Source organism: Planococcus sp. CPCC 101016 (assembly GCF_007859295.1).
GTDB lineage: Bacteria > Bacillota > Bacilli > Bacillales_A > Planococcaceae > Planococcus.
On sequence record NZ_VOHB01000002.1, the window covers coordinates 2415825 to 2431607 of the forward strand.

At 44.2% G+C, this 15783-nt stretch carries 13 protein-coding genes; all 13 read right to left on the bottom strand.

Annotated features, from left to right (window positions below; translation table 11 throughout):
• Positions 1-12 precede the first annotated feature (12 nt).
• The 13 genes from polA to pfkA all read right to left on the bottom strand — a co-directional run bounded on the left by polA (position 13) and on the right by pfkA (position 15730).
• Entirely contained in the window at positions 13-2649 is a 2637-nt protein-coding gene (polA, locus tag FQV26_RS11535; RefSeq protein WP_146557614.1) for a DNA polymerase I, read from the bottom strand.
• A 67-nt stretch (positions 2650-2716) separates the two neighbouring features.
• Entirely contained in the window at positions 2717-3688 is a 972-nt protein-coding gene (gene hflC, locus FQV26_RS11540) for a protease modulator HflC (RefSeq protein WP_146557615.1), read from the bottom strand.
• Entirely contained in the window at positions 3688-4656 is a 969-nt protein-coding gene (gene hflK, locus FQV26_RS11545) for an FtsH protease activity modulator HflK (RefSeq protein ID WP_146557616.1), read from the bottom strand. The genes hflC and hflK overlap by 1 nt, the downstream gene beginning before the upstream one ends.
• A gap of 170 nt (positions 4657-4826) precedes the next feature.
• Entirely contained in the window at positions 4827-6044 is a 1218-nt protein-coding gene (locus FQV26_RS11550; RefSeq protein ID WP_146557617.1) for a carboxylate--amine ligase, read from the bottom strand.
• Positions 6045-6059: 15 nt separating this feature from the next.
• Positions 6060-7457, bottom strand: a complete 1398-nt coding sequence (gene pnpS / locus FQV26_RS11555; protein ID WP_146557618.1) for a two-component system histidine kinase PnpS — start codon at positions 7455-7457, stop codon at positions 6060-6062.
• Positions 7454-8161 (bottom strand): response regulator transcription factor, encoded by a 708-nt coding sequence (locus FQV26_RS11560; RefSeq protein ID WP_146557619.1) that lies wholly within the window; start codon positions 8159-8161, stop codon positions 7454-7456. The genes pnpS and FQV26_RS11560 overlap by 4 nt, the downstream gene beginning before the upstream one ends.
• Positions 8162-8206: 45 nt before the next feature.
• Positions 8207-8683: a MaoC/PaaZ C-terminal domain-containing protein gene (locus FQV26_RS11565; protein WP_146557811.1), complete on the bottom strand. Its 477-nt coding sequence runs from the start codon at positions 8681-8683 to the stop codon at positions 8207-8209.
• Positions 8684-8855: 172 nt separating this feature from the next.
• The gene (gene mdh, locus FQV26_RS11570) at positions 8856-9794 is read right to left on the bottom strand and encodes a malate dehydrogenase (RefSeq protein ID WP_146557620.1); all 939 of its coding nucleotides are present in this window, start codon (positions 9792-9794) and stop codon (positions 8856-8858) included.
• 117 nt (positions 9795-9911) lie between these two features.
• Positions 9912-11180 (bottom strand): NADP-dependent isocitrate dehydrogenase, encoded by a 1269-nt coding sequence (icd, locus tag FQV26_RS11575; protein ID WP_146557621.1) that lies wholly within the window; start codon positions 11178-11180, stop codon positions 9912-9914.
• 93 nt (positions 11181-11273) lie between these two features.
• The gene (citZ, locus tag FQV26_RS11580; RefSeq protein ID WP_146557622.1) at positions 11274-12389 is read right to left on the bottom strand and encodes a citrate synthase; all 1116 of its coding nucleotides are present in this window, start codon (positions 12387-12389) and stop codon (positions 11274-11276) included.
• A gap of 187 nt (positions 12390-12576) precedes the next feature.
• Positions 12577-12963: an FxsA family protein gene (locus tag FQV26_RS11585; protein WP_146557623.1), complete on the bottom strand. Its 387-nt coding sequence runs from the start codon at positions 12961-12963 to the stop codon at positions 12577-12579.
• Between the two features lie 24 nt (positions 12964-12987).
• On the bottom strand, positions 12988-14748 hold the full coding sequence (gene pyk, locus FQV26_RS11590) for a pyruvate kinase (RefSeq protein ID WP_146557624.1): 1761 nt from the start codon (positions 14746-14748) through the stop codon (positions 12988-12990).
• Between the two features lie 22 nt (positions 14749-14770).
• Entirely contained in the window at positions 14771-15730 is a 960-nt protein-coding gene (gene pfkA, locus FQV26_RS11595; protein ID WP_146557625.1) for a 6-phosphofructokinase, read from the bottom strand.
• Between the last annotated feature and the right edge of the window lie 53 nt (positions 15731-15783).

The window sequence follows — 15783 nt, forward strand, 5'->3', positions numbered from 1 at the left end:
GTTGCCCTCCTGTCATTTAGTATCGTACCAGGTTGCGCCGTGTGCGATGTCCACTTTCAATGGAACGCTCAGCTTAACTGCATTCTCCATGACCTCAGGCACCAGCTTCATCAGCTGATCGAGTTCCTCAGGTGGTGCTTCAAAAATCAATTCATCGTGTACTTGCAGCAGCATGCGCGTCTGCATGTCTTCACGTTCCAAAGCGGCGTCCATGTCAATCATCGCTTTTTTAATGATATCCGCTGCACTGCCCTGGATCGGCGTATTCATTGCCGTCCGCTCTGCAAAGCTGCGCAAGTTGAAATTAGAGCTGGTAATGTCCGGCAAATAACGGCGGCGGTTCATCAAAGTCGTAACGAACCCATCACGTTTAGCATCTGCCACTATGGTGGTCATATAGCTTTTAACCCCAGGGAAGCTTGCGAAATAACGATCGATGAACGCCGCTGCTTCTTTGCGTGTAATGTTCAAGTTCTGAGACAACCCATAATCGCTAATGCCGTAGACGATTCCGAAGTTAACAGCTTTTGCTGCACGACGCATATCCCCTGTCACTTGTTCTGCAGGCACATGGAAAACATCGCTTGCTGTCGTGGTGTGGATATCACGGTCGTCTTTAAAAGCTTGAACCAAACGTTCATCTTCCGACATATCCGCGAGCACCCGCAGTTCGATTTGTGAATAGTCAGCAGCTACCATTACCCAGCCGGGTTCTGAAGGAACAAAAGCCTTGCGGATCTTGCGGCCTTCTTCAAGACGCACTGGAATGTTCTGCAGGTTCGGGTTGGTCGAACTGAGTCGGCCAGTCGTCGTGAGTGCCTGCTGGAATCGAGTGTGAACTTTGCCATCTTCATGAATTTCTTTTAATAAACCTTCTATATAAGTAGACAATAGTTTGCCAAGCTGGCGATACAGTAAAATATGGGAAATAATTTCATGCTGGCCTTCCAGTTTCTCCAGAACATCTGCAGCTGTCGAATAGCCTGTTTTGGTTTTCTTTAACGCCGGCAATCCCAGCTTTTCGAATAACACCACACCCAATTGTTTAGGGGAATTGATATTGAATTCCTGCCCAGCAAGTCCATAAATGTCCGACTCGATTTTCTCCAGCTTATGGGATAATTCCTTGCCCATTTCGGATAATTGATTGCGGTCAACCATGACACCGAGAGATTCCATTTGTCCAAGCACCGTTGCCAATGGCAGCTCCAATTTGTCGTAAAGATCGAATTGTTCATTCTCTTCAAGCTTTTCCATCACAAGCGGACGAACTTTCCAAATGGTGCGCGCTTTTCTTGCAATATGCTCATTGAGAATCACATCTTCAGGTACTTTCTTTTTAGCGCCTTTTCCATAAATTTGTTCGTTTGTTGATACGTCGGTATAGCCGTATTCCTGGACGATGCTCGCCATGTCCGTATAGGTCAGCGAAGGGTTAACGATATACGCCCCAAGCATCAAATCAAAATCGACACCTTTTAGTTCTATGCCGAAACGAAGAAATGCTGCTGTCGCCGCTTTGGAATCCGCCATAAACTTCTTGGTCGACGGATCTTTGAACCAGGCACGGAACTCTTTTGACTGATCGACGACATCCATTGGAATTACATATGTTTCTGTCTCAGTCGCCAAAGATACTCCCAGCAGATCACAGCTATGGTAATGTTCATCGTACAATTCGAGATGAACTGCCATCTCGTCCTTTAATATAGAAGGATCGATGCTGGTGAGTACTTCGAACGTTAATTCTTCTTTAACGGTTTCTTCCGCAGTGTATTCCATTTTCTCCAATAAGGATTTAAACGCCAGTTCGTTCCATACCTTTACCAATTCGTCCTGATCGGGCCCTGCATAGCTCAGTTCGTCGATACTGATATCAATTGGCGCATTGCGCTCGATCGTCGCCAGTTGCTTGCTGATGTAAGCCAGGTCCTCATTGGCAACCAATTTTTCCTTCATTTTCCCTTTTTGTTGCTCAATAGCTTCGTAAACACCTTCAACGGAGCCATGTGCAGCCAATAATTTCAATGCTGTTTTTTCGCCTACGCCCGGAACACCTGGAATATTATCCGAAGCATCTCCCATTAGACCTTTCATATCGATGATTTGATTTGGAGTCAGGCCGTATTTCTCCTGAATGTGTTCCACCGTATACTTCTCGATATCGGTGATGCCTTTCCGTGTAATATAAACCGTCGTCGACGGCGAAGCCAATTGCGTCAAATCTTTATCTCCAGAAATGACCACGACTTCGTCGCCTTCTCGCTCTGCTTCAAGGCTCAAAGTTCCAATAATGTCATCTGCTTCGTAGTTTTCCAATTCATAGCGCTTGATGCGGTAAGCATCGATCAATTTTCTTAAATAAGGAAATTGTTCGGACAGCTCAGGCGGCGTCTTTTGCCGTCCGCCTTTGTATTCACTGAAAGTCTTATGCCGGAAAGTCGTTTTTCCCGCATCAAAAGCCACAATCATATGCGTTGGCTTTTCTTCATCCAGTATCTTTTGGAGCATCATCGTGAATCCGTATACTGCATTTGTATGAATGCCGTTTTCGTTAGTCAACAGCGGCAAGGCGAAAAACGCGCGATATGCCAAACTGTTCCCATCTAATAAAAGTATTTTCTTTGCCACAAAATTACCCCTCTCCATAAAAAAAAGCCGTCATTCCCTTTATTTTACCACGCGGGCAAATAGAAGAGAAATAACGGCCATGGCCTTAGTTGAAATTACCGGATAGAATATCTGCGTACGGTGAATCTGATGGCAGAATAATTACCGTGTCATCACCGATTGTTTTTTTGTAGGATTCCAGCGAGCGGTAGAGCTCGTAGAATTCCGGATCTTTCGAGAATGATTCATTGTAAATTTTAGCAGCTTCCGATTCCCCTTCCGCTTGGATTAATGCGGCTTCTTTACGGGCAGTCGCAATCACTTCCTGCGCTTCACGATCAGCTTGCGCTTCAATTTCTTGTTTTTTTGCATCTCCTTGGGACAAATAATCCTGAGCAGTAGACTCACGCTCTGAAATCATTCGCGTATAAACCGACTGCTCATTTTCTTCCGGCAAATCTGTTCGCTTAATACGTACGTCCATAACCTGAATACCGTATTGGTCGGTTTCCAATAATTCGTTTACTTTAGCTGTGACATTATCGTTCAAGCTGCCGCGGGATGAATTTTCATCGTTGATGATCTCGTCGTAATCTAATTGCCCTAGCTCTGTCCGCACGACTGAATAAATAAATTCTTCCATCCGAGATTCGGCATTGACGATCGTTCCAGCATTTGAGATAAGATCAAGCGGATTCACTACATGCCATACCGCATAATTATCAATAATGATGCGTTTTTTGTCTTTCGTGTTGATTTCCGCTTCAGAAACATCGTAAGTCATCTGGTAGTTCGGCAAAGTCGTTACACTTTGGATAAAAGGCACTTTCATTTTAATGCCTGGTTCCTCCTGGATTTTCACAACTTCCCCGAATTGGCGGACGACCCGGTATTCATTTTCTTTCACTACATATACATTCGTTAGGACAATCAGCAGTAGCACAAATGCCACAATCATACCGACAATCAGTTTCCAGTATTTTTTAAAATCAATAGGATCTTTCGGCTCTTTTTTCTTCTTTGGCATTTCATAAGGATTGTATTTTTTCGCTTCGCCTAAGGGTTTATTCGGTTCCATCAGTTGCCGCCCCCTTCTTCTTCAGTTTCAGCCGCTGGTGGAACGGCCGTTTGCAGCCCGTCTAGCGGGAGATATTTCATCGTACCGCCTTCATCATTCATGATGTATAATTTAGCATTCGGCAGGACTGATTCGAGTGTTTCCATAATAATCCGTTGCTTGGTAACTTCCGGGTTGTTTTCATATTCCAAATACAGTTTGTCGAACAACGCAACATCTCCTGTTGCCTGTTGGACCCGTGATACTTTCTGTCCTTCTGCGCGTGAATTGATTGCTGCTTTTTCTCCTAACGCTTCGTTGCGCTTCTGGTTTTCATATTTTCTTGCTTCATTGATTTTTGTATTCATCGTTTCCCGGGCATCGGTTACGTTCGTGAATGCCGCACGCACTTCTTCATTCGGCAGCTCCACATCTTGGAGTTTGACGGCCAAAACTGTAATGCCGATATCGTACTTCTCAACGAGAGAGGCCAGTAGATCGCGCGTTTCCGCTTCAATTTCCGCTTTACCGGAAGTAAGCGCATCGTCGATCAGTGAACTGCCGATAATGGAGCGGATGGATGCAGATGTTGCATCATGCAAAATATCCTGCGGTGCTTCTGCGTTGAATAAGTATTTTTTGGGATCGGTGATTTTCCACTGAACCACTAAATCTGTCAGAACGATGTTTTCATCTCCAGTGATCATCTTGGTTTCTTTGTCAAAAGCAACAATTTCACCTTCTGCGTTCTGGTTATAGCCGAATTGCAGGCTATAGGTCTCTTTTGACAGGATTTCGGCTTGCTGTATCGGCCAAGGCATTTTAAAGTGCAAACCTGCCTCGGTGACGGTTTCATTGGCTACACCAAATGTGATGATGACAGCTTGTTCCGATTCATCTACTGTATACCAGGAAGTAAAAACTGCGATCAGCAGCAGAATTCCGGCAATAGACAGACCGATCACCGCCAGTACTTTTTTCGTCGTCATAGTAGTTCCCCCTTTTTCTTGTTACTTATCATACGGAATGATAGTGAAATAGTTTCATAAAAAAAGAAAAAGAGCCCGGGGAAGGGGCTCTTTTTCAAATCTTGCGGTTGAAGGGGGTTCTATTAAACCTTACCATTCGAGTGTGAAGCCAGTGTTAAGCTTCTGTAAATTTACCATTGATTGTTTTTATACTTTTTATAATAATTCACTTGGCGTGCCAGCAGATAAACTTTGCGCTTCAAGTGTTTGTCTTTTTTGTAGAATAGCGGATTGCCATACTGGCCTTTTTTGATCAGACGCTTGATGTCTTTCAATACGGCTTTGTTTGCCACAAAATTACGCAATACAGCTTTTGGTACTACAGTGAATAGGAAATCTTCATTTAAATACGTTACAGGCTTATCGGTACGATAAATCAAATCATCGACGAAATACTCTGCCATATTGTGACCAAGGGCTGTCACGTAATAGCTTGAACGGCCTTGACGAATGTTCACTTCAAATACTTTGAATTTGTTATCACGTGCATCGTATTTCAAATCGAAGTTTGCAAATCCATTATAGCCGACCGCTTCAAGGAAATTCTGCAGTTTGACCATCATGTCTTTGTCAAAGCGTGTAATTAGCGCTGTATAGTTTCCGATTGCTGTAACTGTATGTTCCTGCAATACAACCTGTGCAAAAGTAACCAGCTGTGTTTTCCCTTTGGAATTTGCATAAATCACAGAATCCCACATGAATGTATCGTCTCCCGGAATGTAATCCTGGATGATTAATTCGTCGCGGTAGCCGCCTGCTTTGATTTGCTGGATGACTTCGTGCATTTGTTTCGGACTTTCGACTTTATAGACTTTCTGCTGTCCTTCGAATTTGTTCTTCGTGTATTCGATGCCATTGCTCGGCTTAATAATCACGGGGAACATCATCTCTTCTTCAAATGGCACAGTCGAATTACAGTCATAGAAAAAAGTCGTCGGCGTGTCAATGCCATGTATTTTGCAAAGTTCATAGAAATTCGCTTTGACCTGGAGCTGATTCATCAAATCTTCATTAATATAATTAAAGACATAATGCTCGCGCAAAATTTTAGCGTTCTCGATAATCAAGCGGACATAAAGATCATTTGTGCCGATCAGTAAAAGAGTCTTGCCGGGAGCTCTGTACTTCTCTGCTACGTCGATCAGGATGTTGGCAAACTGGGAATCGTCAGCCAAGCCTGAACGAAATTCAATTGTCTCCGTAATGGTGCTTAATGAGGTAAAAGATAAAGGTTCTTTGCCGACCAAAATCGGCTTGATGCCATATGCTTCGTGAAATGAAATAGCCATATTATAAGCGTTCATGTCTGTACCGATAATAATTGGCAAAAATGGGTGTTTAGTTTCCATGCTTTCCTCCTAAAATTAACTAGCCAAAGGCAAATGGATGGTGAAGGTGGTGCCGACTCCAACAGTGCTATCGACTTCCACTTTTCCATGATGCGCCTCGATTAAGTGTTTGACAATGGAGAGTCCAAGGCCGGTGCCGCCTGAATTGCGGCTGCGTGCTCGATCGACACGGTAAAAACGTTCAAATAACCGGCCGATTTCCGAGCTCTCTATTCCAATTCCCTGGTCTTCCACTTGAATGACAGCTTGATCGTCTTTGACGAAGAGCCTGATGGTAATTTCCGTATGATTGGTTGAATATGTAACGGCATTAATCAAGAGATTCATAATTACCTGGATCAAGCGGTTGTAGTCTCCTAAAACAGTCACCGGCTTAATCTCTAAATTCAATTGAATGGATTTTTCATTGATTTTCGGCTGTATCATTTCTACCGCTCTTTTTATGACAGCTTTCATATCTGTCGGCTGCGCGTTTACTTCAAAACCACTTTGTTCAACTTTTGAAAGGTCAAGCAGGTCGTTGATAAGCATCTCCAGCCGATTGCTTTCCGTATGGATAATACCCAAAAACGTCAGTAAGGTCTCGGTATCTTCATAAGCACCATCAAGCAAAGTTTCTGAAAAACCTTTTATGGACGTAACCGGTGTCCGAAGCTCATGGGAAACATTGGCCACGAAATCTTTGCGGATCTGCTCCAGCCTTTTTAACTCTGTAATGTCATGAAACACAATAACGATTCCGAGCCAGCGCTGGTGCTCTCCAATGACAGGTGCGCCGTAGATATTGAGATTTTTGATTTTTAAGCCTGATACAAATTCAATTTGTGCGCGCGAATGCGTTTCTGTCATGAAAACATTCTCGATAAAATCTTCCACTTCATAAGGCACTTGAATTTCTTTGTAAAACTTGCCCATTACGGCTTCAGGAGCCAAGTCGAATTCTTCCAGAAAAGGTTTATTGACTAGCGAAACTGCACCTTGCCGATCAATCATGATTAGCGCACTGCCCATATTTTCAATCAGGGTTTTCAGCCGTTCTTGTTCCATAACCCTGACTGCAGTAATTTCCTGCAGATTTCGGGCCAAGACGTTGATGGTCCTGCTCAATTCGACACTGCCCTGCGCATTGGATTCAGATGCACGTGCTCGGTAATTGCCTTTTAGCAGTTCCATAGCTGTCTCTGTGGCATTTTCAATCGGCTTAATATTCACTTCAATGATCCGGCTGCCAATTATGGCTGAAAAAAGCAATGCAACTGCAAATGTGACTAACAAAATCAGCCAAATATCTGACTTGTCCTCGGCATTTTCATAGATGGGCATCAGCTGGAGCACAACAATGAATAAGCCAGTCAGCATCATTCCGATCCACACCAGCAGCGTGGTAAGCAGGCGATGCCTAAAAGATTTCATGAACTTTTCGGCTCCTCGAATTTATAGCCTAATCCCCGAATCGTTTTAATAAAGGTCGGCTTGCGGCTATTTTCTTCTATTTTATCGCGCAAATGACTAATATGGACATCAACAATCCGTGTATCTCCTGCAAAATCATATTTCCATACAGCACTCAGCAACTGATCACGCGTCAATACCCGATTTTTGTTTTCCATCAAATACACCAGCAGCTCAAATTCCTTTGGTGTAAATTCCAGCTGTTCTTTATTAAGGAAAACTTCAAATCGATCGGGATAGACATCCAATTGGCCGAGAGAAATTGGTGTAGAAGAATCTGGTGTGGCCGTTGGAACATTAGTGGCTCTTCTCAATACAGCTTTTATACGGGCTACAACTTCTCTGGGGCTGAAGGGCTTAGTCATGTAATCATCCGCTCCCAACTCCAGCCCCAATACCTTATCAAACTCATCGCCTTTGGCCGTCAGCATAATAATCGGTGTATTGATTTTTTGCTGGCGCAGCGATTTGCAAACCTCCACTCCGTCCATCGACGGCAGCATGAGATCCAAGACAATCAACGATGGATTTTCACTGAGGGCCAATTCATAGCCCTGTTTTCCGTCATTTGCAATAATGGTTTCAAAACCGGCCTGAACAAGATTATAGGACAGTAAGGTCGCAATTGAATGTTCATCTTCAATTATCAGTATTTTCTTCGGCATTTTACATCCTCCACACTCAGTTTGAAACCCCCATCTCAAACCGCGTTAGACATTATCTGTTGTATGAGTTGTTATCTGTTCTACTATTTGCGGCGGGTTTGCAGTAATTTGTCCTTGTATCGCGATTTCACCCTTTTCATCGATTCCTTCAACCTGGACGATTACTTCATTATGCTTAATATCCACTTCAACGACTTCCAATAAAAAATCGATGGTCGCGTAATGATAGACAGGTTTTAAGAAAGTCAGCTGCTGGCTGGTAATATAAGATCCAGGACCCGGTATATACTTGGACACCGCCGAGGTCAGAATGCCTGTCAACATGATGTTCGGTACGACAGGCTTTTCAAAAGAAGTCTGTGAAGCGAAATCGTGTTGAATATACAGCGGGTTGCTGTCATTTGTCAAACCCAGATAGATCAGAAGATCTTTGTCTTCAATCTTTTCTGTCAGCTTTAGTTTCTCGCCGATTTTGATCTCTTCCACTCGCCGGCCTAATTTTCGCTTTTTCCCAAGCAACAAACAACATCCCTCCATTTTCTTGATACTCCTATAGTATCAATTTAGCCAATGAAAGTGCAAGCGCCTAAGGTATCAGGAAAAACAGCAACAACGAATGCAATCTTTTAAAAAGGCAATAGGCTAAAAAAAGGGCAGGGAATTATCCCCGCCCGTCTTCTGTGCAGATCATAGATTATGCCAATACTTTCATTACAGCTTTCACTGAATCGGCCGATTTGTTTAACAAAGCTTCCTCTTCTTCATTTAAATCTATTTCAATGATTTTTTCGATGCCGCCAGCGCCCAGTATAGTCGGTACACCCAAATAAATTCCATCTAAACCATACTCGCCTTCAAGATAAGCAATGGATGGCAAAATTCGGCGCTGATCTTTAATAATCGCTTCCGCCATCTCGACCAGAGATGCAGCCGGCGCGTAATAAGCTGAACCATTTCCAAGAAGGTTGACGATTTCTGCTCCGCCTTTGCGTGTACGCATTACAATTTCTTCCAACCGTTCTTTGGAAATCATTTTTTCCAATGGAATACCGCCTGCATAGGAATAACGCACGAGCGGCACCATATCATCACCATGGCCGCCAAGAACGAATCCAGTGACATCTTTAACCGATACATTCAACTCTTCCGCCACAAAAGTCCGGAAACGGGCAGAGTCGAGTACACCGGATTGTCCGATAACGCGTTCTTTTGGAAATCCGGAGGCCTGGAAGACGGTATAAGTCATCGCATCAACCGGATTCGTCAAGACAATGATCGTCGTATCAGGAGAGTATTTCACAATATCCGCTGTAACAGCCTTCATGACTTTCTGATTGGTTTGAACCAGGTCATCTCGGCTCATACCCGGTTTACGCGCAATTCCTGCTGTAATGATGACTAAATCGGAGTCTTTGGTATCTTCGTAATTTGATGTACCAGAGACTCGAGCATCAAACCCTTGAACAGGACTAGCTTCTGTCATATCCAGTGCTTTCCCTTTTGCCGGATTTTCCATTGGCGGAATATCCACTAAAACGACGTCGCCCAATTCTTTTTGCGCCAATAAGAAAGCTGTCGTCGCTCCTGTAAAGCCTGAACCAATCACTGAAATCTTTTTACGTTTGAATGTCATGAAATATCTCTCCTTTTTTAATAGATGATTTTCATTAAAAGTCATATAAAAAGCTCGGATTCTACTAATAATTAATACAAAAAAGGAGGGAAAAATTCCCCTCCCTCTCTTTTACTTTTATAGGTTTTTGATCAATTCATCAGCAAACTCAGAGCATTTCACTTCTGTAGCGCCATCCATTAGACGTGCAAAGTCATAAGTTACAACTTTAGAAGCGATTGTTTTCTCCATAGAGTTTGTGATCAATTTAGCAGCTTCTCCCCATCCAAGGTGTTCAAGCATCAATACGCCTGAAAGGATGACAGAAGAAGGATTCACTTTATCAAGGCCAGCATATTTAGGTGCTGTACCGTGAGTTGCTTCGAAAATCGCATGTCCAGTATCGTAGTTGATGTTCGCTCCAGGAGCGATACCAATTCCGCCTACTTGAGCAGCCAAAGCGTCAGAGATGTAGTCTCCGTTCAAGTTCATTGTTGCTACAACATCGAACTCGCTTGGACGTGTAAGGATTTGCTGAAGGAAGATATCAGCGATTGAATCTTTCACAAGGATTTTGCCTGAAGCAAGCGCATCTTCTTGTGCTTTGTTCGCAGCGTCAGTACCTTTTTCATCTTTGATAGCGTCGTATTCGTTCCATGTGAATACTTTATCGCCGAACTCTTGCTCAGCCACTTCATAGCCCCAGTTTTTGAAAGCTCCTTCAGTGAACTTCATGATGTTCCCTTTATGAACAAGCGTTAATGATTCGCGGCCTTCAGTAATTGCATAGTTGATTGCAGCACGAACTAAACGTTTTGTTCCTTCTTCTGAAATCGGTTTGATGCCGATACCTGAAGATTCAGGGAAGCGGATGTTTTTAACAGCCATTTCATCTTGTAGGAATGAGATTAATTTCTTCACTTCATCAGAACCATTAGCGTATTCGATACCAGCATAGATATCCTCTGTGTTTTCACGGAAGATGACCATATCCGTATCTTCAGGACGTTTTACCGGTGAAGGTACGCCATCGAAGTAACGAACTGGACGCAAGCATGTGTACAAATCAAGTTCCTGGCGAAGTGCTACGTTCAATGAACGGATACCGCCGCCGATTGGAGTTGTTAAAGGGCCTTTGATTGCAATCAAGTATTCACGGATTACTTCAAGAGTTTCTTCAGGAAGCCATTCTCCAGTTTCGTCAAATGCTTTTTGTCCTGCAAGAACTTCTTTCCAGACGATTGATTTTTCACCGTTATAAGCTTTAGTAACTGCTTCTTCTAAAACGCGTGAAGCTGCATTCCAGATATCTGGTCCTGTACCGTCACCGATAATGTAAGGAATTACTGCATTGTTTGGAACGTTCAAGACACCGTTTTCTACTGAAATTTTTTCGCCGTTAGTCATGTCTAATTTCCTCCTATGGTCAAAGTCATAGGGCTGCACAGTGTGCTAGCCCTATAAGTTAGATTTTTTTATCGTAATAATTGTTAAAGATGTTTATCTTTCTTCAACCGGCACGTAAGTCTGCATGCCCGGTCCGATATAATCCGCACGCGGACGGATCAAGCGGTTGTCTGCGTACTGCTCGAGGATATGCGCCAGCCAGCCCGATGTACGGGATACCGCGAAAATCGGCGTGAACAAGTCATGCTCGATGTTCAGGCTGTGGTATACAGATGCGGAATAGAAATCCACGTTCGGCGGCAGGTTTTTCTGGCCTGTGACGATTTCGTCGATCTTCACCGACATCTCGTACCATTTTTCTTCACCGCGGATCTTCGTCAATTTCTGGGACATGTCGCGCAAATGCTTCGCACGCGGGTCGCCCTTGCGGTAGACACGGTGGCCGAAGCCCATGATTTTTTCTTTGTTCGCCAATTTTTCTGTGATGACTTTTTCCACGTTGTCGACTGAGCCGATTTCCGTTAGCATCTTCATCACTTGTTCGTTGGCGCCGCCGTGAAGCGGGCCTTTCAAAGCGCCGATGGCTGCCGTAACACCGGAATAGACGTCAGACAAAGTTGCCACTGCCACACGAGCCGTGAACGTCGAAGCGTTCAATTCGTGGTCGGCGTGAAGCACCAATGCTTTGTTGAACGCTTCCTCTTCGATCGCTTCCGGCAGTTCGCCAGACAGCATGTACAGGAAGTTGGCCGCGAAGCTCAAGTCGGTTTTCGGGGCAACCGGCTCCTGGCCGTTGCGGATGCGGCCGAAGGCCGTCACCAGCGTCGAAATCTTCGCTTGGATTTTGATGGCTTTGTTGTAATTCGCTTCCGGGTTCATCACTTCTGCTTCTTCATCGAACAAGCCGAGCATGGAAACCGCTGTGCGGAGTGCCGCCATCGGGTGGACATTCTTGATGTCGTATGTTTTGAAATGATCCAATACGGCCTGTGGAACAGCCATGTTGTCAGCCAGCTGCTGCTTCAGTTCTGCCAGCTCGTCCGCTTTCGGCAAGCGCTGGTGCCATAGCAGGTAAATCACTTCTTCGAAGCTTGCGTTTACGGCCAAGTCATCAATATCATAGCCAACGTATGTAAGTGTGTCATCAATGATCGAGCTGATGGCGGATTGGGTTGCTACTACCCCTTCTAAACCTTTTGACGATGTCATTTAAATCGCTCCTTCTTCAGTCTATTTCATCATTCCAAAAAAAAATGCAGAATGATGTCTCATCTGCGTTTATGAACTTCGGATATAATTTCCTTACTTAGCTATTATAATCAACTTTGTAGAATTTGTGAATGGAAACGCTTATAGAAATTGAAATTCCTTAAAAAAACGAGGGAAATACCCGGCATTATCCAACGATAACCCGGGTATTTTTCATCTTTTTATGGATCAATCGGTAAATGAATGGCTTATACATCTTCTGAGTCGGGCTAAAAAGCATCGTAAACCCTACTGCATCAGAGATAAAGCCCGGCGTCAGCAGCAAAACACCACCGACTAATATGAATGCCGCATTCAGCAATTGATCTCCTGGAGCTTGAAAACTGTTCATCCCCGCTTGAATATCTTTTAACGCTTTTACGCCTTGTTTCTTAGCGAGAAAAGCTCCGAGCAAGCCCGTTGTCACAATGATTGCCATTGTGACAAAGAACCCAAGCTTGCCCCCTGCCCAAATCAGCAAAGCCAATTCAAGAGACGGTACAATAATTAATGCCAGGAAAATCCACTTCATCATTTTGACCGACCTCCGTATTGTTTTTTACAGGACACTGGCGTGGCCATGATAAACAATGCCTGATTCTGCATCCATTGTAATGTCGTAGCTATTCTTAATAAGTGAAGTTGCTTCTTGGACACCAACGATGACTGGAATTCCAAGACTCAAACCGACTACTGCCGCATGGCTTGTCAAACCGCCTTCTTCCGTAATGATTCCTGCACATTTATTGATGGCTGGCATCATATCCCGATCTGTTCCGATGGTTACAATGATTTTGCCTTCTACATCGACTGCCATCGCTTCTTCTGCATTTCTGACAACGACTGTTTCACCGAAAGCGACTGTTTTGCCAATTCCTTGGCCTTTTGCCAGAATATCGCCAATGACATGCACTTTCATCAGATTTGTCGAACCGGCTTGTCCCACTGGAACGCCTGCAGTAATGACAACGAGGTCGCCGTGTTTGACATAGCCGTGCTTCAAGCTTTCATCCACTGCTTTTTCCAGCAATTCATCCGTCGATTCCACGGAGGTCCCAACGATTGGCTGAACGCCCCAAACTAATGACAGCTTACGTGCTGGTCTGTCTGAAGAAGTCACGGCAATAATCGGTGCTCCCGGACGGTACTTGGAAATCATTTTAGCAGTTGTGCCACTTTCAGTTGGTGCAATGATCGCCTGAACTTTCAAATTCAAAGCCGTATAGGCAACTGCCTGGCCAATTGCTTCTGTCATATTCGATTCTTTTTCTTTTCTTCTGGTTGAAACGATCTGCTTATAGTTCAGTGCAGATTCTGTTTTTTCCGCAATGCGGTGCATCGTTTCAACGGATTCGATTGGATAAAGCCCGGCAGCCGTTTCACCCGATAGCATAATGGCATCTGTGCCATCAAAGATGGCATTGGCGACATCACTTGCTTCTGCACGTGTCGGACGTGGGTTGCGCTGCATGGAATCCAGCATCTGTGTAGCCGTAATGACCGGTTTGCCAGCACTGTTGCATTTTTCAATTAATGATTTCTGAACCAATGGCACTTCTTCGGCCGGAATTTCTACCCCTAAATCTCCACGCGCGACCATTAGGCCATCAGAAACCAGGATGATTTCATCAATATTGTCCACGCCTTCTTGGTTTTCGATTTTCGGGATGATTTGAATATGCGAGCCACCGTTCTTTTCAAGCAAGCCACGGATTTCCATCACATCAGAACTTCTTCTGACAAATGAAGCCGCTACAAAATCTACGTTTTGTTCGATGCCGAATAAAATGTCCTGCGCATCTTTTTCAGTGATTCCCGGCAATTGAACCGAAACTCCTGGAACATTAACGCCTTTTTTTGTTTTAAGTGTACCAGCATTCTCAACTATCGTATGAATGAGGCCATTTTCCTTGTCCAAGCTCTCAACACGTAATTCAATCAAACCATCGTCCAATAGAATGATCGATCCTGTATCAACATCTTCAATTAATTGTTCATAAGTAATCGAAAATCTCTCGGCAGTCCCGAGCACTTCTGACATGGAAATCTCAATTTTTTGGCCTGTCACCAATTCAATCGAATCATTTTCCATTCGATGGGTGCGGATTTCCGGACCTTTTGTATCCAGCAGGATGCCGACAATTTTACCGGCTTTTTCAGCCGCTTCACGTATTCGTTTAATGCGTAAAGCATGTTCTTCGTGATCACCATGCGAAAAGTTTAAGCGGGCTACATTCATTCCTGCTTCAATTAGGCTTTCCAATAATTCTGGCGATTCACTTGCAGGTCCGATTGTACAAACAATTTTCGTTTTTCTCAATAAACTCACTCCATTTACTTTATTAAATTGCTAATTCTTTAGATAAAGTATACAAACTCATATCAGCATTATGCTCTGCAGTGAATGCCTCTGTCATATCATAGTCTACCACCTGATGATTCTTCATGCCAATAGCTCGGCCTCCGACACCTTCAAGTAAAACCTCTACTGCTCGTGCGCCAAATAAGCTGCCTAACACGCGATCCCGCGCTGTCGGTGATCCTCCACGCTGAATATGGCCCAGTACTGAAACACGCGTTTCAATATCTGCCTTTTCTTTAATAAGTTCGGCCAGCTCATTGCCGCCCATTACCCCTTCTGCCACGATGATAATACTATGGCGCTTGCCGCGGTCGCGCCCTTTTTGCAGACGAACAACCATATCATCAATGTCATAAGTCTCTTCAGGAATCAGAATGGTTTCTGCTCCTCCGGCTAGTCCAGCCCATAACGCCAAATCACCAGCATCGCGCCCCATTACTTCCACAATGAACGTCCGTTCATGACTGGTTGCTGTATCGCGAATTTTGTCGATCGCTTCAATTACTGTATTCAACGCCGTATCGAATCCGATTGTATAATCAGTTCCTGGAATATCGTTATCAATGGTTCCCGGAACGCCGATACATGGAAACCCTTTTTCAGTCAAAGCCATAGCTCCACGGTATGAACCATCTCCGCCGATTACCACTAATCCTTCAAGACCTTGTTTTTTCATTTGTTCTATCGCTTTTAATTGACCTTCATTTGTCCGGAACTCTTCGCAACGCGCTGAATACAGCTTTGTGCCTCCGCGCTGGATGATGTCGCCGACATCTCCTGCTTCGAGTGTTTTAATATTGCCTTCAATCAATCCTTGGTAGCCGGAATAAACGCCAGCCACTTCAATGCCGTGGAAAATTCCTTTCCGCACAACAGCGCGTACAGCCGCGTTCATGCCTGGTGAATCTCCTCCACTTGTCAATACGCCAATTTTCTTCATAATATACCTCCTGCAGTCCATTTACTCTGTTTACCTTACCACGACAAGGCGCT

What these genes read in the sequence shown, in the direction of transcription:
- polA (WP_146557614.1), bottom strand. Translation starts at nt 2,649, where the DNA reads ATGGAGAGGGGTAATTTTGTGGCAAAGAAAATACTTTTATTAGATGGG.
- hflC (WP_146557615.1), bottom strand. Translation starts at nt 3,688, where the DNA reads ATGGAACCGAATAAACCCTTAGGCGAAGCGAAAAAATACAATCCTTAT.
- hflK (WP_146557616.1), bottom strand. Translation starts at nt 4,656, where the DNA reads ATGACGACGAAAAAAGTACTGGCGGTGATCGGTCTGTCTATTGCCGGA.
- FQV26_RS11550 (WP_146557617.1), bottom strand. Translation starts at nt 6,044, where the DNA reads ATGGAAACTAAACACCCATTTTTGCCAATTATTATCGGTACAGACATG.
- pnpS (WP_146557618.1), bottom strand. Translation starts at nt 7,457, where the DNA reads ATGAAATCTTTTAGGCATCGCCTGCTTACCACGCTGCTGGTGTGGATC.
- FQV26_RS11560 (WP_146557619.1), bottom strand. Translation starts at nt 8,161, where the DNA reads ATGCCGAAGAAAATACTGATAATTGAAGATGAACATTCAATTGCGACC.
- mdh (WP_146557620.1), bottom strand. Translation starts at nt 9,794, where the DNA reads ATGACATTCAAACGTAAAAAGATTTCAGTGATTGGTTCAGGCTTTACA.
- icd (WP_146557621.1), bottom strand. Translation starts at nt 11,180, where the DNA reads ATGACTAACGGCGAAAAAATTTCAGTAGAAAACGGTGTCTTGAACGTT.
- citZ (WP_146557622.1), bottom strand. Translation starts at nt 12,389, where the DNA reads ATGACATCGTCAAAAGGTTTAGAAGGGGTAGTAGCAACCCAATCCGCC.
- FQV26_RS11585 (WP_146557623.1), bottom strand. Translation starts at nt 12,963, where the DNA reads ATGATGAAGTGGATTTTCCTGGCATTAATTATTGTACCGTCTCTTGAA.
- pfkA (WP_146557625.1), bottom strand. Translation starts at nt 15,730, where the DNA reads ATGAAGAAAATTGGCGTATTGACAAGTGGAGGAGATTCACCAGGCATG.